Genomic DNA, 19,993 nt, shown 5'->3' on the forward strand with positions numbered 1-19,993 from the left:
TTTGACGAACCGGGCCGCCCGCGCGATTTCGAACTGACGAGCAGTCTGGGGCCGGGCCTCGTCGATCAAACAAAGTTTCGCGGTGGTGCCTCCCATGTCGAACGATACGACCCGGTCCAACCCGGCTTGCGCCGCAATTCGGGCTGCGAGAATTGCGCCCCCCGCGGGACCGGATTCCACCAGGCGGATTGGAAACCTTCTGGCGCTGTCGAGCGAGCACATGCCACCGCCAGCTGTCATCATCAATATCGGGCAAACAATCCCTTCTGAGGCAAAACTCTTGGCGAACTCGTCCAGGTACGTCCGCATTAGTGGCAGGATAAACGCGTTGGCAACCGTCGTGCAGAGCCGATCAAACTCTCGCGCCTCTGGGCTGACATCACTTGACAGCGACACCGCCAAGTGCGGGAGCTTTTGTTGCAAAGCATCGCGCAACCTTCGTTCATGACTTGGATTGGCATAGGAGTGCAAAAGACAGATTGCCACCGCCTGGGCACCTGATGCTTCAATTTGCTCAGCCAATGCGTCGATCGCATGCGCCTTGAGCGGAACCAGAACGCCACCATCTGCAGACGTGCGCTCCTGTATCGTCAAGGCGCGTTCGCGCGGAACCAGAAGATCAGGTTTTTCAAGGTTGATGTCATATTGTGCGTACCGCCGTTCATAGGCGATTTCCAGAATATCGCGAAACCCTTGGGTGGTTACCGTTACAACCCGTGCACCCCGTTTTTCAATCAGGGCGTTTGTCGCCAAAGTGGTTCCATGAATGAACCCTTTCACCTCTACCGGCTGACGCCCAGCCAAGGTTAAAACCCGCTGCACACCCTGCATCGCTCCTTGGGCTGGGTTGGTATGGGTTGTCAGCGTTTTAGCCGAGGCAAGGATGTGATCGGTCCCCTGAACCAGCACCGTATCGGTGAAGGTTCCACCAATGTCCACGGCCAGCCGCAGCACAGATTTTCCCGTCATTGTGTATTCCGTCTGTCGCGTATCAAGAAAAGCGAAGGTTTCATTCGCTCATATCGCGACAAGATCCGTACCTGTCGCCCGACGGTGAATTGGCTTTGGAATGATCCCGGTCATGGTAAAACGGTTGCACCGGGTCAGCGCACTTTCTGTTCCAAAGGCGACAGGTTGTTCAGTTAGCGACTTGCATTTGCGGCGAGTCGGACACTCAATAGACTAGTTTTTTTCCAGAGCATTCAGCATATCAGCGATGTCCGCGCGTTCTTGTTGACTCGCCTTCAACATAGTTCTTGCACTCGCCAATGGTGGTTCATCAGAAGACGGTTCCGCACTCCCCAGTTTTGCGGCCATTTCCGCCAGTCTGGAGTATTTCTCTGCGTCCAAATCTTGTGCCTGTGTCCAATCCTCGGACAGCCAAAGCAGGCGTGCCATCGCTTCGGTATCGCCAAGTCGCCTCAGGATTTCAACCGCCCGATCGGCATCTCCGACGTCCGAATAGGCACGAACCCGCAACCAGTCTGCAGCTTCACCTTCTTCACCGTCCAACTCCAACAACGATCTGTGCGGCTGTCCAATTCCCTGGGATACTCGCGCCAGTGTAGTCGAGTGTTTCGAAGGTTCTCGCCCTTGCCCGAGATACTTGGCAAAAGGGACGGCCGCGTGGGCAAATCCCATGTCTGTCAGCCGTTCGGCAATATCGGAGACCGTTTGACTGGACAACACGCCGATCTGATCGGTGGACAACCTCAGTACGTGGCGCAAAAAAGTCAAGTCTTCGGCGCGTTCGACCAGCAAGGTCACAACTTGATCAAGCGTTCGCACGTCTTCAGATTCACCCTTTCCCCCAACGATATTTGGCAACTTGGCAAATGATTGGTCAAACTGATTGTTCAAAGCCAACGCCAGAATATGCGTCAACGCCAGTTTCTGACCAAGTTCAGACTGGCGGTATTGCAGTGCAAAGGAGGCCGCCAACTCGACATCCTGCTCGGTCGCGGCGCTACGTTCAGCCCACCGTTTCTGAATTAGTTTGATCAGTGCGACCGGAGCGACATCAACCTGGCGCTCCGTTGTAGCGGCAGCTGACAAGAAAGCTTCCTCCTTATGGAGATCCCTCTCCACACGCGCCATCTCGCCCTTGGCCAAGTTCAGTTCCGCGCCGCCTGACAATCCCTGTCCTTCAATCAACGTCAGGACGCGCCGAGCCGCTTCAACCTTGCCTGCTTCGGCGAAAATTCTGGCCACGTCATCCGCGAAGAGGTTGCGCAAGTGATGCGGCAATCGGGCAAATGCCAATTCAATTGCGGGAAGTCTGGCATCACTTGCCAGGAATCCATCGGCCAGTAACCCCCACAACGCTACTCCTGTGTCGCACCCTTGTTGGTTAGTAAATGGATGTGGCGGTTCCAGCGATTTGCCCTCAGTCAAAAAAGCCACTGCGGTGACAAACCGGTGATCTGAAATTTCGGTACTGGCCAGCTGCAATACCTGCTCGGCTTCGGCCCCAAAGCCAAAATAAGCGTAGATGCGGGCAAGCTGCAGCGCTTGCTCCGAGTTTACCCGGTCAAACTCTGAATAGAGGCGCGACCGTGAATTCGCAATTTGATCGGCATATGGCGCCCCATCGCTCCATTGTTCAAATCCGAACTCAATGTCGTCAACGCAGTTCTGGTGTTGCGCTATCGAGCGTTGCTCCGTTGATATCGCGTCCAACTCGAGATCCAACGCTGTGGAGATCGATATATTGGACAGAGTAGAATCCACCAACAAGCCTTGTCCGATAGCCGCGGCGATGGTGTTGCGCGGGCCTATGTCGGCAAGATTAAGGTCGAGAACCTGCTGGTCGGCCGCTCGTATCAGCCTGGATGCCACGGCTGTTTCCGATCCGGATCTCAGCTGAATCGCTTCTTTTTTGAGTAGCGGAAAAGACAACGGTGGTACGGTGTTTCCAAGGAGTTCCTCTTCACCAAACATGCTTGCAACGGCCAATACAGACGGCTTTTGCGGTAGAACGGAGGTGGTTTGTCTATCGGCATCTCCCGGCGCGATGTCCATCACGATCATTGTTTCGGCATGTAGAAAAGAATTCACGACACATTTGCATCCTAATTCCAATTCCAACGGCTTGCCCGGTTTTTCCTGTTTCAGTTCAGTCAGGCGTGTGCGGGAAATGCGTTTGAAAACCCCGCTCAGATCAAAAGTCACAGTGTCAAGTTCAACAGTTAATCTTGCCACATGCCCCTGCTGGTCCAGTCTCCACTCCGTTCCCGCGGGCACTGTAGCCACCAATCTAGTATATGCACCGTGTTCACCTGATTTCACGGTGACGGGTTCAGAAAACGCCGCAGAGGAAAGCAAAACCAACGCTACGAAACACAACAGTCCTCTCATCATGCCGCCGTCTTTTTGAGTTCCTTGAGCGCCTCTTCCAGGTCGGAAAACCCGGGCCGGTTGTGGGTCGGCGTATTCTGACGACCAACTTCAATGCACATGGCGGCGGTATGATTGTGCAGATTTGCAACGAGCACCTCTTTGATCAACTGGTAGAAATGGTTGTCTTCTTCGACGACGGCCTTCAGTTTTCCTGCAAAAGGCCCGACCAGCCCATAGGCCAAGAACACACCCAGAAAAGTGCCAACCAATGCGCCACCTATGAGTTTTCCCAGAATTTCTGGTGGTTGGTCGATTGATCCCATCGTCTTGATCACGCCAAGCACCGCTGCAACGATACCCAAAGCGGGCAATCCATCTGCCACAGTTTGCAACGCATGACTGGAATGCATGGCATGATGAAAGCTGGCTTCCATCCGTTTCTCCAGCACTTCTTCTACTTGGTGCGGATCATCGTAATTCATCGACGCCGACCGTAGTGTGTCGCAGATCAACTCCACGGCTTCGCGGTCGGCCTGTATTTTGGGATAGCTCGAAAATAAACTTGAGTTTTCAGGGTCCTCGATATGTTGCTCCAATTCGACCGGGTTGCTGCGGGCAATTCGGATAAGCGAAAACAGCAAGCACAAAAGATCGCTATAGTCCTGCGGCTTCCACTTCGGTCCCTTGAAGACCTTTCCGATATCCCTGACCGTGTACTTGACTGCGCTCATGTCGTTGCCGATCAGGAATGCCCCGACCGCGGCGCCTCCGATCATCATTATTTCAAATGGCAACGATTTCAGTATGATGGCCATTTTCCCACCGGCAGCTAGGTAGCCACCAAAAACCATCGCAAAAATCACGGCAATTCCGATGATTCCAATCACGTCCATACTCCCTTGAAAACGCTTGACAACATCGTCGACCTGCCTGTTATTCTTTTGGCACAGCCGCGTTTCTCCCGGCTAAAACGACACTGATAGTATAGGCAGCTTGAGGGCTGAGGCCGGCCATCACCCCTGCAGCGTTTTCTGGGGCCATTCGTGCCAAAAAACCGGCAGCAAAAGTTGGGTCCATCTCTTCGAAAAGCGCAGCGGCCTCTTTCGGCTTCATGTTTTCATAGACACTCGTAAGCCGGGTCAGATCGTTTTCGGATGCAGATTCCGCAAAAGCTAGTGTTTGCTTTAGTTTTTCTTCTGCCTCGATCAGTGCTTCAAGCCGCTTTTCAATTGCCTTATCTGCAATCTCGAGCGCTTTCATCCGATCCTGATAGGTGCGCTCTCGCCTCTCAAGTTCAGTTTCACGTCTCGAGAATTCCCGAAGAAGCAGACGTAACTCCTCGTCGCCTGTCTCATTCTCCGAGTTTACGGACAATTCGGGGGTTTCCGTCTGCTCAGATATTTCCCTAGCGAGAGCAGGCCCAGCTTCCATTGCAAATCGAATGATGGCCGAGCCTATCATCAGCACAGAAATCAGAAGAAGAGCGCCCCCTCGACCGTTAGTGGATTCGTTGTGCGGCACTACCGATCTCATGGTGCCGTTCCGCCCATCGTACGCCCATGACGAAGAAACATTAGCCCGACCGGCGACGGTCCAACTTCGTGAGTGATCGGCACCTCATTCCGACCGTCTTGCTTATCACCCTCGGGAATAACTGATGGCGTGAGTTCGCGCCTATCGTCTCGAGGTTCCGGGGCCTTGGCGTCAGGAGCTATATCGTGCATCGACGCCATGATTAATTCCAATCTTTGCGCCACTGCCTCGGCGCGACCGGTAAGATCTTGGAGCGTTGAGTTCGACTGATCCGAAACTGATCGCGCGGAAACCAGTGATTTATTCAACTCGTCTACCTGAGATGACAAGACAGCAACCGCACCTCCAACGCCCTTTTCCAGATCGTTGAAACGTTTAAGGCGCCGGGCCAGAATGAAACAGTACAAACCGGCACCCAGAGCACCGGCGACCATCAAGATATCCGCAATAAGTTCCAAATTCGGTCTCCTAAGTCAAAACGAGTTCCATGATCAGCACGTCCCGGACACGTCCATCACCCACGACGATATTAATCCGGCGCAGCATGTGTCCACGCAGCCGCGTCAAGGCCAGCGGGTTTTGAAGATCAGAAAGCTCGATAGCTCGCAGATAACCGTTGAGCAGGTCAAGGATACGCGGGCGGAGTTTTTCCACATCTGCCAGATAGGCCTCGTCTACCTCCAACTGGGCATGAAACCGAAGGTGCCTGGTATCTCCTCCCGTCTCGACCGAGATGACAATTGGGTGTAGATCAATGTATCCGATCTCCGGTATAGCCGAGAGTTCCGTACCGGCATCGCCCGCGTTCTCAACCCCTTTTGCCGTAATCCCGCTACTATTCAACAACCCGGATGACGTGATGAAGTAGCCCGTTGCCGCACCTGTCAACGCGAGACTACCGGCCAAAACGAGGCCCAACTTTCCCTTTGGTTTTGTTGTATCACGCTGTTTTGCGGTCACATCGCTCATGACGGTCCTCTCGGTCTGCGTACCAGACTCTTAACCGGTGAGGGACTAACCGATTGTTAAGGTCAATCGTCCAAACAGATGCTGCGCTGAACAGAAAGTCGGCGGAACGGAGGTGAGTGTGCAGCCGGTAAAAACTGTCTGGACAGGTTTAGACAAAAGAAAGCAAATTGCGGTCATTGCAGCCGTTTTGGGCATTTTTTTGGGCATCGTAGCGATTGCACGAATCGCAGCCACACCGCCGATGGCTCTGCTCTACGCTGGGTTAGAAACAGGCGCAGCCGGCGAAGTTGTTCGCGCGCTGGATCAGCGAAACATACCTTATGAGATCCGCGGTGGTTCGATTTATGTCCCCAACGCACAACGCGACGAATTGCGAATGACCCTGGCCAGCGATGGTCTACCTACCAACGGTGGTAAAGGGTACGAATTGCTTGATTCGCTAACTGGTTTCGGCACGACATCACAGATGTTCGACGCAGCCTATTGGCGCGCGAAAGAGGGAGAACTGGCCCGTACAATCATCGCAAGCCCTCATATCAGACAGTCGCGTGTGCATATCGCAAACGGGATCGCAAACCCTTTCCAGCGCGAGATCAAACCGACCGCCTCGGTATCTGTGCTGCCCGCAGGAACCCAGATTTCGACAGAGCAAGCAAAGGCGATCAAATTCCTCGTATCGTCTGCCGTCAGCGGGCTTTCGGTGGACAATGTCACCGTAATTGACGCCAACGGCACAATCATAGGAACCCAGGAGGACGCTTCACCAACTGTCGCCTCGGACGATCGTGCGCGACAACTCCGTGAAAAAATACTGAGGCTGGTCGAAGCGCGTGTTGGCAGTGGCAATGCAGTGGTCGAGGTTAGTGTAGACGCGGTGACACAAACCGAGTCCATCCGCGAGCGCCGGTTCGACCCGAATGGAAAGGTCGCCATCAGTACCGATGTTGAGGAGCGTTCTGACACTTCGCGCAACCAATCTTCGGAGGTGACGGTCGCTTCGAACCTTCCGGACGGAGATGCTGCAGAAGGGGACCAATCGAACTCGACAGCCAGCCAGACACGAGAGCGGGTGAACTACGAGGTATCGGAAACCGAACTCGAAATTCTGCGCGTTCCAGGTGCCGTCAAACGCCTGACTGTCGCCGTTCTAGTCAATGGAACCAGATCTGTCGACACATCCGGCGCTGTGACTTTCGAGCCGCTGCCCGAAGCAGAACTTGACGCGCTTAAGGAGCTTGTTGCTTCGGCCGTCGGATTTGATGCTGAAAGGGGTGATGTAATCACACTGAAATCATTGGATATGCCCGCCGTTGAACCGACCGGGACACTTGCAGCGCCTTCCTTCTGGCATCAGGTGAGTTTCGACATCATGTCTCTGATTCAATTAGCGACATTGGTTCTAGTCATCTTATTTCTTGGTCTGTTCGTCGTACGACCCATTTTTAGAAAACAAGCCTCATCGGCAGCTTTATTGACGCCACCGCAATCGGATGCGGATAGTCGGTTGCTGACCGGCGAGATTGAGGACGGCAACTATCCTGTCGCGGCTCTCGCAGGCCAAAATGCCGACGCAAGGCAAGTTCCCGCCATCGCCGGCCAAAATCCTGCGGACGCCGTAGAGCGCCTGCGTGCGATGATCGGAAACAAACAAGAAGAAACAGTCGAAATCCTGCGCAGTTGGTTAGAAGAGAATGAGGAAAACGCCTGATGTCCATCGCGCATCTACTGGAGCATTTCGACTCTCACCAAATAATCGGAACGGAGTTGCACGTTCTGCCCGACGAAGCCTTGGAGGAACAGCGGCTGGAAGCTTTTGAACGTGGCTATAGCGCAGGCTGGGAAGATGCGATCAAGGCGCAGTCAGACGACAAAGCTCAATTGAATGCCGAGCTGATTCATTCACTCGAAGACTTGTCCTTTACTTATCAAGAAGCTCTCACTCAGATGACCGTGTCACTGGAACCGATGTTCCAAACTCTGATGACATTGGTTCTTCCACAAACCATTGATAAGGGGCTCGTTCATCATATCGCAGATCAGCTTCGAGACATAGCGCGCGCAGAAATCGCTCAACCTGTTCAAGTTGTCGTGCCCGAAGGCGTCAGCTACAGCCTCTCATCGCTTTTGGATCACGAATTCCAAATGCCTGTAGAGGTGATCGAAGACGCCAGACTTCTGCCTGGGCAAGCACAATTATCCATCGGCACCTCCGAACGGGAACTGGATTTCAATTCACTCATGGCATCGATAGACGACGCCCTCACCGCCTTTCTTCACCAGGCAAAAGAGTTTTCAAAAAAATGATCGAAGACAGCAAAACCACAGATGCCCAGACCCCGTTTGATTCAGTTCCCATCGAAATTACCGTCTCGGTCGGCCGCGCACGCCCAGCCATTCGAGAGTTACTCAATCTGGGGGAAAACGCAGTTCTGACACTGGACAAACGAGTGGAGGACCCTGTGGAACTCTATGTCGGAGACCGATTGGTTGCCCGTGGGCAACTGGAGGAGCTGGATGGTGAAAACTCTGGTCAGTTGGCTGTTAGGTTGACTGAAATTGCCGAGTTCCGGAACGGTCTGGGATGAAGCGAATGGCGATCCGGTTTGCGACACTGGCGGTATGCCTTATTCTGCTGCCACAACTGGCGATCGCGCAAGAAGTCACGCTGTCTCTGGGCGAAGGCGGGTCGTTGTCGGCCAGAACCATCCAGCTTATTTTGCTGATCACAGTCCTAAGCATCGCGCCCGGTCTGGCAATCATGATTACCTGTTTTCCTTTTTTGATAACTGTCTTAGCCATACTTAGGCAAGGCATCGGTCTGCAACAATCGCCACCCAATATGTTGATCGTCAGCCTCGCGTTATTCCTGACCTATTTCATCATGGAACCGGTCTTCACCGAAGCCTGGGCTACCGGAATACATCCCATGATGAACGAAGAACTGGAAGTGCAGCCTGCAATTGAAAAGGCTTTGATCCCTTTCAAGACATTCATGGCATCTCGTGTCGACCCTGAAACATTTTATGCGATCTCTACTCTCCGGCCAGCAAATGCGGATGTTGCTTTGTCCCCTGAAGCACCAGTTTCGGCACTGATTCCTGCGTTCATGCTGTCTGAAATCGCTCGTGCTTTTCAGATCGGCTTTCTCATTTTTCTTCCGTTCCTGATCATCGATCTGGTGGTAGCAGCAGTGCTGATGTCGATGGGGATGATGATGGTTCCGCCGGCGACAGTGGCCCTGCCATTCAAACTTGCGTTTTTTGTCATCGCTGATGGATGGTCTTTGATCGCCGGAGCATTGGTTCGTAGCTATACGTTGTGAGGTCATAGAACCTTCTGTAACTTCTGTGCCGGTTGAATACGAAAGCAGGCTTGTAACCCGTGGCACCAGGCTTCGAAAGTAATATCCCTTATGCTGTTCGGCAAATGTCGCGGCTATGATCCGCCCAAGGCCGAATCCATCCATCGACCCGGTATCGGAGGCGCGTTGGAATGCACCAAAAGTGCTTCGACATCCGAAACAGTCGGGTCCGCAGTGCTTTCCTCGACTACAAGGAGAGTACCCCAAAGTGCGGGGTAGTTGAGTTTTGGTATTGATGCTGGGAAGGTTTTTTGATGTCCGCCGCACCGCAAATCTACTAGTTAAAAATTCGCCTTTTGGGGATCAGCCCAATGATCTGGCGGCGAGTGCTGGTGGCGACGTCGACGACCCTGCGCGAGCTACATGGCATTCCGCAGGTGGCGATGGGCAGGGAGGGCATTCATCTCTTTCCCTTCGATATCCTTGCGGTACGATACGGCTCGTTTGAATTGCACGCAACAGACCCTGCTGTGCCATTGCAGGAGTTTGGTTTGCGGGTAGAATTTTTTTCGTACACCTACGATATTGGCGATCACTTGGAACACGAGATCCGCGTTGGGGCAATTAACCCACCCCCAAAAAAGTTCAATCCGACCTGCATTGGCGGTTCCGGCGTTTGCCCGCCCGAGGATTGCGGCGGGCCGCATGGATATATTGAGCGCCGGGATGAAACGAAGAACTACGATGCCTGGAGGGACATGGACATCATGAGTGGCTTTCTCGAAGACGTTGTTTCGGCAGATGCTCCCGGCAGGCAGGTTTCGAATTTCTTGTCTGATGATGCGGAAGCTGCAATGGCACAAATAGCGGCACGCAAGCGGTTGGTGGAGGGCAAGTTTTCACGGGTTGCGGTGAACAGGCGGTTTAGGACAGGCGATCATCGCGATCTGATGCGCCAACAGGTGTGGTAGGGGTGTTCAGAAAGGAGCGATTACGGACAGGCGCTTCAGGCATGTCCCAAAATTATTTTGACGACCTATTGAACATACCAATGATCCTGGACGCCCATTTCTTTACAATGAGCGGACATGTCCAGAACCTTTGCTTACACGAGAGTCTCAACCACAGAGCAGACCCCGGAAAATCAGCTTCAAGAGATCAAGGCGGCAGGTTTCAAGGCGCAGCCGCATCGTGTCGCCACAAAAACCGTGCCCGGTTCTGTCGCCATCACACGGCGCAAAGGCTTCATCCGTCTACTGGATAAGATGGAGAGGAGCGATGTGCTGATTGTGACCAAGCTGGACCGGCTTGGCCAGGATGCCATCGATGTCAGCACCACCGTTGCCAAGCTGGAAAATCTGGGTATCTGTGTGCACTGCCTAGCCCTTGGCGGCGTCAATCTCACGAGCTCTGCGGGTAAACTGACCATGGGCGTGATCAATGCGGTTGCTCAATTCTAACGCGATCTTTTGATCGAGCGCACCCAGTCCGGATTGGCGCGAGCCAAGGCGCAGGTCCGTACGCGGATCACGCAGGGCGAAACGGTCTCGGCCATTGCCCGCGACATGGGGACCAGCCGACAGACGATCATGCAGACGCGAGATGCAGACACATAACGACAAGCAGGCAGGACAACAGGCAAATGGACACCAAAATCACGGTAACGCTTACCGCGCCGGACGACGCAACCCACACTGAACAGATTGGCGCGATCACCAAAGCTTCTGACACCATTGGCGAAATTGGTCTCTCCATCGCTGAAAGCAAAAAACCTAATGTTGAAACTGCAGCAGGAAATTGTGTCCGCGCAATGCGCAACATCCTGTGCGGCGCGGTCCTGCTGCCCGCGTTGCCGACGAAAACTTCGCGCCAAGGCGCGGGACCAGATCAGATATCGCACTGTCTTTGGTGATGTCACCATACCAAGCCCGCGTTTTTATCACTGCAAATGTCATGATAGGGCTTTCAAAACGTTCAACCCGCTGACGGAACTTCTGCCGGACCATGTAGCGCCAGAACTGCTTTGACTGGAAACGAAGTGGGCATCTCTGGTGTCATTCGGCGTGACGGCTGACATTCTGAAGGATGTCTTGCCGATTGATGCGCGGCTCAGCCCGGGCACGATCCGCAGGCACCTTGGCCGCGTGGCGACACGGATGGAAGGTGAGATGGTCGAAGAGCAGTTCAGCTTCATCGAGACCAGCGCCGTTTTGCGGGAGCGGCTTCCCAATCCGGAAGGGCCTTTCACCGTCGGTATCGATGGTGGCTATGTCCGCTCACGTGACAAAAGCCAATCCCATTTTGAAGTCACCGTGGGCAAATCTATCCCTACGGACCGCCCGAGCCACTATCTTGGACTGGTTCAAATCCATGATACCAATCCCAAGCGGCGGCTGCACGAGGTACTGAAAGAACAGGGCTGGCAGGAAAACCAGCCGGTCACATTCATGACCGATGGTGGAAATACGGTCATCAACATTACCGCCACATGGCTCCGGCATCCGAGCACATCCTGGACTGGTTCCATATCACCATGCGCCTCACCGTCATGCAGCAATACGTGACAGGACCGGCCCACCATAACAAGGAGGAAGCCGAGAAGCTGGCCAGGTTGCTTCGCCAGATCAAGTGCTTCCTGTGGAACGGGAACCTGCGTGAAGGGAAACTAGGGATCGAGGATCTGGTCATGGATTTGGATAGGGTCGAAACGGACTACGCCAGCAATAAAGGCGCTGCGCAAATCAGCCGTCGAATTTGAGCCATACATCACCAACAGCAAACACATGATCCCGAACTATGCCGAGCGACGACGCTACGGCGAGCGCGTCTCAACCGGCTTCGTTGAAAGCACCGTCAACACCGTTGTCGGAAAACGCTTCGACAAACGCCAGCAAATTCGATTGTCAAAACGCGGCGCCCTCCTGATGCTTCAAACCCGCGCCCGCACCCTCGATGGAACGCTCAGAACCAAGTTCGAGCAATGGTATCCGGGCATGAAACTGAGCGCAGATGGCAACTTGGTGGCGTAATTGCCCCGCACGTTGCGGTACTCGCTGACCCAAAGCCGGACAGTCTCGTAAGACACGTCAATCTCGCGCTGCAGAAGCATCTCTTCAACTTCCCGCAAGCTCAGATTGAAACGGACGTGCGGTCATAACCATGCGCAATGATCTGAGATGGAAACCGGTGGCGCTTGTAGCTAATCGACGATGACCTCATCGATGTCACTTACGTCCAACCGCGGACATGACCAACCGAACGACCTTCAGCGTGACAACGCCCCCATTTCAAGTGTCCACCAAAGCTTGCCGCCTGGTTCTTGATGCCATGCGAACCCCATCTCTGTCGCGTCGGGGTTCATGATCACCGAACGCGGGCCAGGAGCGTCCATCCAGGCTGCAAGGGTTTCCAATTCTGTCTCGTAGGTCTCTGAAATCGCTTCGCCAAGAAATGTCCCTGTATATCCAACCCTCATCGCCCTGTCCAACGGCGATGATCCGTCCGACCCAAAATGCCAGGGCCGATTTTGTCGCGACATATCACGCGCATGGGTTTCGGCTGCAGCGTTGAGTTGCGCATTCAATTGCACAGGCTGCAATCCCGAAGCCTGCCGTAACGCATTGACCGAATCAAGCATGCGAAATTGCAACTTGTCCGCGCTTCCCCGAATTTTATAGGGTTTCGGCAATGGTCTACCATCGGCACCCAGCCGGGTTTCGACCGTTTCCGTACAGGCGGCGAGCGCCACGAAACACACCAACAAAAGAGAAAGTAGTCGCGCCATGATCAATCCGGTTCATTACATCGGAATGCAAATAGCGTGGTAAACGAGCTTGGGCAAACACCCTGTTGAATAATATGGCCGAAACATGCCGGTTTGATTTGCGACTGAGGCTTTCTGGCAATAAACTGCCCAAGATTTCCATGACAAGAACTCGAAAAGGTCCTGAACCATGGTAAAAAAAGCGCCCAATCTGGCATCTCGGCGTTGCTTCCTAACTGGAGCAGCCTCGTTACTGGCGACACCTGCAATCGCGCAATATATTCCGGGAGATCCGCTGCGGCCCGCCCCCGAGCCCGAGACGCCTGTGCGCCGCAATATTTCGGGTTTCCGAGCTCTTAGCTGGCAACCGTATTTCTCCAATACAAAGAACGGCGCGATTCTGGTCGACACAGTTTCGCGGGCATTGCACTACTGGTCCGAAGATCAAACGGTTTACAAACTCTATCCTTCTTCAGTGCCATTAACCGACGAGTTGACCCGACGCGGCCGAACAAGCGTCATACGCAAGGTCGAAGGGCCCAGCTGGTCGCCGACGCCGTCAATGAAGAAACGCAACCCCGAATGGCCCGACTACATCCCGCCGGGTCCGGACAACCCCTTGGGAACACACGCATTATATCTAAGCTGGAAGTATTATAGAATTCATGGAACGCATGATACGCGCAAAATTGGGCGCCGCTCCTCGAATGGTTGCATCGGGCTTTACAACGAACATATTCAAGAACTGTTCAGCATGGCAAAAGTGGGTTCGCAGGTGTTGCTAATTTGACGACATTTCCGCCTGCTAAGTTGCTGAACCAGCAAGTAGCATTTGCAATCCCCGCGCTTTGCTGCTTAGAAAAAGCCACGAGGTAAGTCTTGGGTGCGTGGTTCATTTTTTGAGAATCGCGCGAATACTGGAGGTTAACATGAAAAAACTCGTTCTCGCTGCTGCTCTGACTGCTGCTGCTTCGACCGCATTTGCTGGCAACCTGGAAGAACCGGTTGTTGAAGCACCTGTAGTTGTCGAAGAGACACAGGGCTCGTCGAGCGGCATCCTGCTGCCCCTGATCCTGCTGGTTCTGGTTGGCGCAGCTGTTGCTGCAAGCTAAGACGACGCAAGTCATCTGAAGAAAAGGCGGTGGAGATTCCACCGCCTTTTTTTGTTCCCGCGATTCTGGATGGATCAGTCCAACCAACCCTTCAAATTTGCCTCAATGACAGTTTGCAGCGCCGTGACATGCGTATCATCCGCGTTGAGGCACGGAATATAGGTAAACTTTTCTCCGCCTGCCCCCTCAAAGCTTTCGCGAATCTCTTCGTTGATCTCTTCCAGCGTCTCGATGCAATCCGCAGAAAATGCCGGCGCGATCACCGCAATTTTCTTTTTTCCCTGACGCGCCAAGTCGGCCACATGATCGACAGTATAGGGTTTCAACCATTCTTCCGGACCAAACCTTGACTGAAACGTTGAAACGAGTTGATCGTCCGACCAGCCAAGCCGCTCTCTCAACAGTCGCGTGGTTTTGACGCATTGGCAATGGTACGGGTCGCCTTGCTGAAGATACCGTTCGGGCATACCATGGTAGGAGCACACCAGTATTTCTGGTTTCTCCTCCATCGCCTCATAGGCCCGTTCAACAGATTTCGCCAGAGCGTCGATATAGGCTGGTTCACTGAAATATGCCGGAACGGTTCTGCAGGCTGGTTGCCAAACCTCTTCCATAAGAGCCCGAAAGAACTGATCGTTCGCGGTCGCCGATGTCGCCCCGGCATATTGCGGATACAGAGGAAAGAAGAGGATACGGTCACACCCTGACGCCACCATTTCCCGTACCTTGGATTTCGTTGACGGATTTCCATAGCGCATGCAGAATTCCACCATCACACGGTCGCCATATCTAACCTCCATCGAGGCACGCAGCTTTGCCGTCTGATCCTTGGTAATCGTCATTAATGGGCTTTCGCCTTTGTCGTTATTCCAGATCGACTTGTACGCGGCCCCCGAACTAAACGGACGTTTGGTCAATATGATGCATTGCAGGATAGGTTGCCACTTCCACGACGGATAATCGATCACCCGCTTGTCCGATAGAAACTCGTTGAGATACCGCCGCATCGGCCAGTATGAATAATCGTCTGGTGTGCCCAGATTTGCCAACAGAATCCCGACACGACCCATCTTTACCTTGGGATGATCCGCCGGAGCGTGAGTTGGTCGGGTGGCGTCAAACATATCGAGCTTCCTGAATTTCGTTTCGGCTTGAGATAATGGGAATTACCGGTCGGTCAATCGGACAGTTTGTTCTCGGTTGCGCCCAACGCTTTGGCCAGACTGGCCTTTGCGGATCCCGGTCGCAGTGGTTTTTGCTGGCTCTCGTCGGGTGACCAACCGGTCAGACAGATCATGTCAAAAGTCGCATTCAGATTGCCATCCGACGTTGAAAAATTTTCGGCATATAAGGTTGCGGCACGCTCGAACACGGCACGCCGCGTCGGGTGTTTCAACCGCCCGATCATGACATTGGATTCGCCCATGGCTCGCAGATCTTTCATTAGGTGCCAAATGTCCCGGTACTCCGCCGTCAGCGCCAAATTGTCCGCCACCGGCAAGGCCAGACCCGCCCGTTGTAGCAATGCACCCAAGTCCCGGATTTCCCCCATTGGCGCTATGCGCGGGCTGAGGCCACCTGTCTTTTCGACTTCTGCCTGCCCCAGGACTGCGCGCAATTCTTTCAATGTGTCGCCACCCAAACAAATGGCCAGCAATAAACCGTCCGCTTTCAACGCTCGTCTGCACTGAATCAGTTGCCCAACCGGATCATCGGCCCAGTGCAAGGCCATGGCATGAACAACAAGATCGTGCGATCCGGGTTCCAGCTCTAGAAGCTCGTGGTCGGCAACCGTTTTTGCACCGGGAAACACGTTCTGCCAAAGATGCGGAAACGGTGTCACGACTGCTGGACGCGTAAATGTCCTGTTAACCATCGACAACCGATCCTGCACTTCGTTGATTGCGGCACGGTGCAGGAACAGAGCTTCATCCTGTGCACGGGCGCGATGGGCATCCAGGACCTTGCGGTCGAACAGGGCAGTTGCGTTGAGCGATGGCATCTTCATGAGGCGCAGTTAACGCATGTGGAACCGAATTCAAACCGCTATCGAACTGATTTATCCACCCCGTTGCCTTAGTTGCGGTGATCTCGTCACCTCGGATTTCGGCCTGTGCGGTCCCTGTTGGCGAGACACGTCTTTTATCGGCGGGACCATTTGCGAAAGCTGCGGCGTCCCGCTGCCTGGGCAGGCGGACGGTCATCGGATCGAATGCGACGACTGCATGCTAGCTCCCCGGCCATGGGCAGAGGGCCGCGCGGCACTGCTCTATCAGGGCCGAGCAAGGAAAATGATCCTCGCACTCAAACATGGCGACCGGCCGGAACTCGCGCGTCCTGCAGCACTTTGGATGGCACGAGCGGGCCGCGAAGTCCTGAGGCCAAACATGCTGATTGCGCCCGTTCCGTTGCACTGGTCGCGACTGGTGAAGCGCCGCTATAATCAATCCGCCTTACTAGCTCAGTATCTGGGTCAGGAAACAAGGTTGCCCGTATGCCCCGATCTTCTGATACGCGTACGGCGAACCCCAATACTTGATGGCAAAACGAGCGCGGAGCGCGCCCAAGTCCTTTCATCCGCCATCTCTGCCCACCCCAAACGGAAAATCGGACTGGTGGATCGGAACGTGTTACTGGTTGATGATGTCATGACATCGGGTGCAACATTGAGCGCCTGTGCGAGGGCCTGCGTTGAGGCGGGAGCAAATCATATTTCTGTGTTGGTACTAGCGCGCGTTGCCAAGACTGCCTAATTGCCCCTAGATTGCACCAAACCCTTGGGGAACGGAAATGAAAACGGTTGAAATCTACACCTCGCCGCTCTGCGGCTTTTGCCATGCAGCCAAGCGACTTTTGAATCAAAAAGGGATTTCGTTCACCGAAATCAATGTGCTAGCCAACCCAAATCGAAAATCCGAGATGATCCAGAGGGCAAACGGTCGTCGAACGGTGCCGCAGATCTTCATCGAAGGCACTCATGTCGGCGGCTGTGATGATCTTTACGATCTTGAGCGTGAAGGCAAGCTCGATCCGCTCTTGGCCGCCTGATGAAAACTGCCCTGCTGCAAATCACTTCGTCCGACGATCCTGTTGCGAACCTCGTTATGGTACGCGACATGATGACGGAGGCGGCACAACAGGGCGCAAATTTCATTCTGACGCCTGAAGTCACCAATTGCGTTTCGACCAGCACCACACGACAGCGTGAGGTACTGCAGCACGAAGAAGACGACACGACCCTCACAGGTTTGCGCGAACACGCCGCTAACCTGAACGTATGGTTGTTAGTCGGGTCGTTGGCACTCAAGACGCACGATCCGGATGGCCGATTTGCCAATAGGTCCTTCTTGATCGACCCTACGGGCAAGGTGATCGCCCGATACGATAAAATCCACATGTTCGACGTGCAGGTGACCGAATCGGAAACCTTTCGCGAATCGGCGAACTACAGGCCCGGTGCTCAAGCGGTGCTCGCTGATACGGATTTCGGAAAGATCGGGATGACCGTCTGCTACGACGTCCGATTTCCGCAACTCTATGCCGCTCTTGCCCAAGCCGGAGCACATATTCTGACCGTGCCGGCGGCGTTCTCGCCGGTAACCGGGGCCGCGCATTGGCGGCCGCTGTTGCGCGCCCGCGCCATCGAAACGGGGTGTTGGGTCATCGCACCGGGTCAAACCGGAACGCACCCCAAAACCCGCGGCAAGACACGCGTCACACACGGGCACAGCATGGTTGTCGCCCCATGGGGCGAGGTACTGATCGACGCAGGTACCGAACCCGGCATTCACTATTTTGATCTGGATGATAATGCTGTTACAGAAGCACGACATCGCGTGCCTTCTCTGACTCACGTCCGTCCATTCGACGGCCCCTGATCCAGATTGGAACTATGCCTGACGATACCAATGCCCTGGCGGTTGCGCTGTTCAGCGAGATTCTGACCGCAGACCAACTTTTGCGGAACCGGCTCAGCCGCGTTCTGCCCAAGGGCATGGAAATTTCGCACTTCTCGGTCCTGAACCATCTGGCCTTTGTCGGGGATGAGCGCACCCCGGCACAACTGGCCAATACGTTCCATGTGACCCGAGGCGCGATGACCAACACTTTGGCCAAGCTGGAATGGGCCGGATACATCCACATCCGCCCCGACTGGGACGACGCCCGCCGCAAGATGGTGGCGATCAGTCCGGCTGGCCGCAGGGCGCGGGATCAGGCGATCTCCTCCATCGCGCCGCTAATCAATCAGGTAGTCGGAGAGCTGGGGCTGGAGCGAGTCCGCAGCACATTGCCCGTACTGCGGGATTTGCGGTTGCAGTTGGAGGGGGAGTAGGAAGGTCATGCGTTGGTTTAGGAAGCGACGGAAATCCAGTGTGCTTTCAGAGAACGTGACTTCGCCAACCTCTTCGGCGGCATCCGCTAACGAAGATCAACAAAATCGATCTCACCTCAAGACTGCAAAACCGAGTAGTGCAATCTGGGTCAGCGATGTTTACCAAAGACATGAACTCAGCATTGGTTTTGTGACTGCACCAATGCGAAACAAGATCACTTCGATCAAGTTTCGCGACGAAGATGTCGAAATCGCTAAGAAACATCGTGATGGAGATAGAAAAAATTCCCGCGGCGAGCATGTCGATCCAGGCGCGGTGCCGAGTGAACTATATTGGAACCTAAGCGAGGTACCGCCTAGCACTATTCCGCCGGTTTTCAGCGCAGGGCACCCAATGTTGCGTGCGGATATCGCGGAGATTTTTAAGCATCATGATTTAGGTCAAGCACGTCTGCAAGAAACGCAGCTTTTTGGCTATGAAGCGGAAGCACCGCTTGATTATGTCGCCTATGCTCTGATTTTCCAGAATCAAGGCCATGCTATCGATATAGCAAAGAGCGATGTGGAGCCTGTATGGCCTGGGCGCGAGGTGTTTAAGCCTAAGCCAGATGCCTCTCTTGCAGATTGCCTTGTGCCGGACACCAGAGCGGTAAATGGTCCGGCAGTCTGGATTGATCCCCATATGTTCAGGTTTTTTTTCCTTAGTGACGCACTTGGCAGCGAACTAACAGCTGCTGGTTTTGGCTCTGCTTTTGGACTGACGCGTCTGGAATTTTAAGAGATCGTAGGATGGGTTTCTAACCCATCGCTCAAGATCGAAATCCTTTGCAAGATGGGTTGAAAACCCATCCTACCCCGGCTTCACGCTCGCCGTCACATAGTTCACGCCTAAATCCCGGTCCGAGATCGACCAGCTCCATAGGATCGGGTTGAATACGAACCCCTTGCGATCCACCGGTTCCAGCCCGGCCTGACGCAGCAAGTCGAACAGCTCATCGGGGGTGATGAATTTGTTCCACTCATGGGTGCCGCGCGGCAGCCAGCGCATGACGACCTCGGCCCCGAAGATGGCCATCGCATAGGATTTCGGGTTGCGGTTGATGGTCGAACAGATCAGCAAGCCGCCCGGTTTCAGCAAATCCTGCGATGCGGTCAGAAAGCCAAGGGGGTCGGCCACATGTTCGACCACCTCCATGTTCAGCACCACGTCGAACTGTTCGCCTGCGGCGACCATGTCCTCGGCTGTGGTGTGGCGATAGTCGATCTGCAACCCTGATCGCTCAGCATGGATGCGCGCGACGGGCAGGTTGCCCTCGGCGGCGTCGGCCCCTACCACCGTGGCCCCCAAACGCGCCATGGGTTCGCTCAGCAACCCGCCGCCGCAGCCGATATCCAGCAGGCGCAGGCCCTCGAAAGGGCGCAGGGCTTTTAGATCGCGATCAAACTCGCCCGCGATCTGCTGTGTGATATAATCCAACCGACAGGGGTTGAGCATGTGCAGAGGTTTGAATTTCCCGTGGGGGTCCCACCATTCAGCGGCCATTGCCTCGAATTTTGCGATCTCTGACGGGTCAACCGTGTTCGGATGCGCTTGCATTCCTGTCTCCGTATGCTCTTTTTACCGTTAAGGACTATATAGGCCC

24 protein-coding genes and 2 pseudogenes are annotated in these 19,993 nt (G+C 54.4%); 15 read left to right on the forward strand and 11 right to left on the reverse strand.

Translation table 11 applies throughout. From position 1 onward, the window contains the following. The 6 genes from AC2FNB_RS07640 to AC2FNB_RS07665 all read right to left on the reverse strand — a co-directional run. Positions 1–969, reverse strand: a 969-nt coding sequence (locus tag AC2FNB_RS07640; protein ID WP_496745468.1) for a hydantoinase/oxoprolinase N-terminal domain-containing protein, incomplete at its 3' end; no start/stop codon positions are given. Positions 970–1,182: 213 nt separating this feature from the next. Continuing rightward, positions 1,183–2,838 carry a hypothetical protein gene (locus AC2FNB_RS07645; protein WP_496745470.1) on the reverse strand — a complete coding sequence of 552 codons (1,656 nt, stop codon included), beginning with the start codon at positions 2,836–2,838 and terminating at the stop codon, positions 1,183–1,185. A gap of 518 nt (positions 2,839–3,356) precedes the next feature. After that, a complete protein-coding gene (gene motA / locus AC2FNB_RS07650) occupies positions 3,357–4,226 on the reverse strand; it encodes a flagellar motor stator protein MotA (RefSeq protein ID WP_496745472.1) in 870 nt (289 codons plus the stop codon). Positions 4,227–4,272: 46 nt separating this feature from the next. After that, positions 4,273–4,800, reverse strand: a complete 528-nt coding sequence (locus AC2FNB_RS07655) for a MotE family protein (RefSeq protein WP_496745530.1) — start codon at positions 4,798–4,800, stop codon at positions 4,273–4,275. A 68-nt stretch (positions 4,801–4,868) separates the two neighbouring features. Beyond that, positions 4,869–5,330, reverse strand: a complete 462-nt coding sequence (locus AC2FNB_RS07660) for a hypothetical protein (RefSeq protein ID WP_496745474.1) — start codon at positions 5,328–5,330, stop codon at positions 4,869–4,871. A gap of 10 nt (positions 5,331–5,340) precedes the next feature. Further along, positions 5,341–5,841 (reverse strand): flagellar basal body-associated FliL family protein, encoded by a 501-nt coding sequence (locus AC2FNB_RS07665; protein ID WP_480750133.1) that lies wholly within the window; start codon positions 5,839–5,841, stop codon positions 5,341–5,343. A 118-nt stretch (positions 5,842–5,959) separates the two neighbouring features. Here AC2FNB_RS07665 and fliF point away from each other — a divergent pair, with 118 nt between their 5' ends. From fliF to AC2FNB_RS07705, 8 genes and pseudogenes are all read left to right on the forward strand, one after another. Continuing rightward, the gene (gene fliF / locus AC2FNB_RS07670; RefSeq protein ID WP_496745475.1) at positions 5,960–7,549 is read left to right on the forward strand and encodes a flagellar basal-body MS-ring/collar protein FliF; all 1,590 of its coding nucleotides are present in this window, start codon (positions 5,960–5,962) and stop codon (positions 7,547–7,549) included. Then, on the forward strand, positions 7,549–8,145 hold the full coding sequence (locus AC2FNB_RS07675; RefSeq protein ID WP_496745476.1) for a FliH/SctL family protein: 597 nt from the start codon (positions 7,549–7,551) through the stop codon (positions 8,143–8,145). Before fliF ends, AC2FNB_RS07675 begins: the two co-directional genes overlap by 1 nt. Further along, positions 8,142–8,426 carry a FliM/FliN family flagellar motor switch protein gene (locus AC2FNB_RS07680; protein WP_480750130.1) on the forward strand — a complete coding sequence of 95 codons (285 nt, stop codon included), beginning with the start codon at positions 8,142–8,144 and terminating at the stop codon, positions 8,424–8,426. Before AC2FNB_RS07675 ends, AC2FNB_RS07680 begins: the two co-directional genes overlap by 4 nt. Beyond that, positions 8,423–9,163: a flagellar type III secretion system pore protein FliP gene (gene fliP, locus AC2FNB_RS07685; RefSeq protein ID WP_496745478.1), complete on the forward strand. Its 741-nt coding sequence runs from the start codon at positions 8,423–8,425 to the stop codon at positions 9,161–9,163. The genes AC2FNB_RS07680 and fliP overlap by 4 nt, the downstream gene beginning before the upstream one ends. Before the next feature lie 326 nt (positions 9,164–9,489). Continuing rightward, entirely contained in the window at positions 9,490–10,113 is a 624-nt protein-coding gene (locus AC2FNB_RS07690; RefSeq protein WP_496745531.1) for a plasmid pRiA4b ORF-3 family protein, read from the forward strand. Between the two features lie 117 nt (positions 10,114–10,230). Further along, positions 10,231–10,602 carry a recombinase family protein gene (locus AC2FNB_RS07695; RefSeq protein ID WP_496745480.1) on the forward strand — a complete coding sequence of 124 codons (372 nt, stop codon included), beginning with the start codon at positions 10,231–10,233 and terminating at the stop codon, positions 10,600–10,602. 9 nt (positions 10,603–10,611) lie between these two features. Continuing rightward, positions 10,612–10,758 (forward strand): helix-turn-helix domain-containing protein, encoded by a 147-nt coding sequence (locus tag AC2FNB_RS07700; RefSeq protein WP_480750127.1) that lies wholly within the window; start codon positions 10,612–10,614, stop codon positions 10,756–10,758. Between the two features lie 26 nt (positions 10,759–10,784). Then, a pseudogene (locus AC2FNB_RS07705) lies at positions 10,785–12,171 on the forward strand (ISKra4 family transposase). Positions 12,172–12,199: 28 nt separating this feature from the next. Here the strand turns inward: AC2FNB_RS07705 and AC2FNB_RS07710 are convergent. Continuing rightward, positions 12,200–12,290 (reverse strand): annotated as a pseudogene (locus AC2FNB_RS07710) (IS6 family transposase); the annotation flags it as partial. Between the two features lie 117 nt (positions 12,291–12,407). Then, positions 12,408–12,926, reverse strand: a complete 519-nt coding sequence (gene dalA / locus AC2FNB_RS07715; protein WP_480750126.1) for a divisome-associated lipoprotein DalA — start codon at positions 12,924–12,926, stop codon at positions 12,408–12,410. Positions 12,927–13,095: 169 nt separating this feature from the next. Here dalA and AC2FNB_RS07720 point away from each other — a divergent pair, with 169 nt between their 5' ends. Together AC2FNB_RS07720 and AC2FNB_RS07725 are read left to right on the forward strand one after the other, a co-directional pair. Next, positions 13,096–13,695: a L,D-transpeptidase gene (locus tag AC2FNB_RS07720; protein WP_480750125.1), complete on the forward strand. Its 600-nt coding sequence runs from the start codon at positions 13,096–13,098 to the stop codon at positions 13,693–13,695. Positions 13,696–13,834: 139 nt separating this feature from the next. Beyond that, positions 13,835–14,017 carry a hypothetical protein gene (locus tag AC2FNB_RS07725; protein WP_480750124.1) on the forward strand — a complete coding sequence of 61 codons (183 nt, stop codon included), beginning with the start codon at positions 13,835–13,837 and terminating at the stop codon, positions 14,015–14,017. Between the two features lie 74 nt (positions 14,018–14,091). On the opposite strand, the gene hemH is transcribed toward AC2FNB_RS07725, so the two are convergent. Together hemH and AC2FNB_RS07735 are read right to left on the reverse strand one after the other, a co-directional pair. Further along, a complete protein-coding gene (gene hemH / locus AC2FNB_RS07730) occupies positions 14,092–15,141 on the reverse strand; it encodes a ferrochelatase (RefSeq protein WP_480750123.1) in 1,050 nt (349 codons plus the stop codon). A gap of 53 nt (positions 15,142–15,194) precedes the next feature. Then, positions 15,195–16,025, reverse strand: a complete 831-nt coding sequence (locus AC2FNB_RS07735) for a methyltransferase domain-containing protein (RefSeq protein ID WP_496745484.1) — start codon at positions 16,023–16,025, stop codon at positions 15,195–15,197. Positions 16,026–16,041: 16 nt separating this feature from the next. Here AC2FNB_RS07735 and AC2FNB_RS07740 point away from each other — a divergent pair, with 16 nt between their 5' ends. Genes AC2FNB_RS07740 through AC2FNB_RS07760 form a run of 5 tightly spaced genes read left to right on the forward strand, consistent with a single transcriptional unit; the run spans position 16,042 to position 19,128 of the window. Beyond that, entirely contained in the window at positions 16,042–16,770 is a 729-nt protein-coding gene (locus tag AC2FNB_RS07740) for a double zinc ribbon domain-containing protein (protein ID WP_496745485.1), read from the forward strand. A gap of 37 nt (positions 16,771–16,807) precedes the next feature. After that, positions 16,808–17,065: a glutaredoxin 3 gene (gene grxC, locus AC2FNB_RS07745; RefSeq protein ID WP_496745487.1), complete on the forward strand. Its 258-nt coding sequence runs from the start codon at positions 16,808–16,810 to the stop codon at positions 17,063–17,065. Next, complete coding sequence (locus tag AC2FNB_RS07750) at positions 17,065–17,895, forward strand: carbon-nitrogen hydrolase family protein (protein WP_496745489.1); 831 nt, start codon at positions 17,065–17,067, stop codon at positions 17,893–17,895. Before grxC ends, AC2FNB_RS07750 begins: the two co-directional genes overlap by 1 nt. A gap of 14 nt (positions 17,896–17,909) precedes the next feature. After that, complete coding sequence (locus AC2FNB_RS07755) at positions 17,910–18,350, forward strand: MarR family winged helix-turn-helix transcriptional regulator (protein WP_496745491.1); 441 nt, start codon at positions 17,910–17,912, stop codon at positions 18,348–18,350. Between the two features lie 40 nt (positions 18,351–18,390). Beyond that, on the forward strand, positions 18,391–19,128 hold the full coding sequence (locus AC2FNB_RS07760) for a hypothetical protein (protein ID WP_496745493.1): 738 nt from the start codon (positions 18,391–18,393) through the stop codon (positions 19,126–19,128). 72 nt (positions 19,129–19,200) lie between these two features. Here AC2FNB_RS07760 and ubiG read toward each other — a convergent pair whose 3' ends face one another. Next, on the reverse strand, positions 19,201–19,947 hold the full coding sequence (gene ubiG, locus AC2FNB_RS07765) for a bifunctional 2-polyprenyl-6-hydroxyphenol methylase/3-demethylubiquinol 3-O-methyltransferase UbiG (protein WP_496745495.1): 747 nt from the start codon (positions 19,945–19,947) through the stop codon (positions 19,201–19,203). Positions 19,948–19,993: the final 46 nt, after the last annotated feature.

It is taken from the genome of Ruegeria sp. BHSB058 (genome assembly GCF_059613285.1).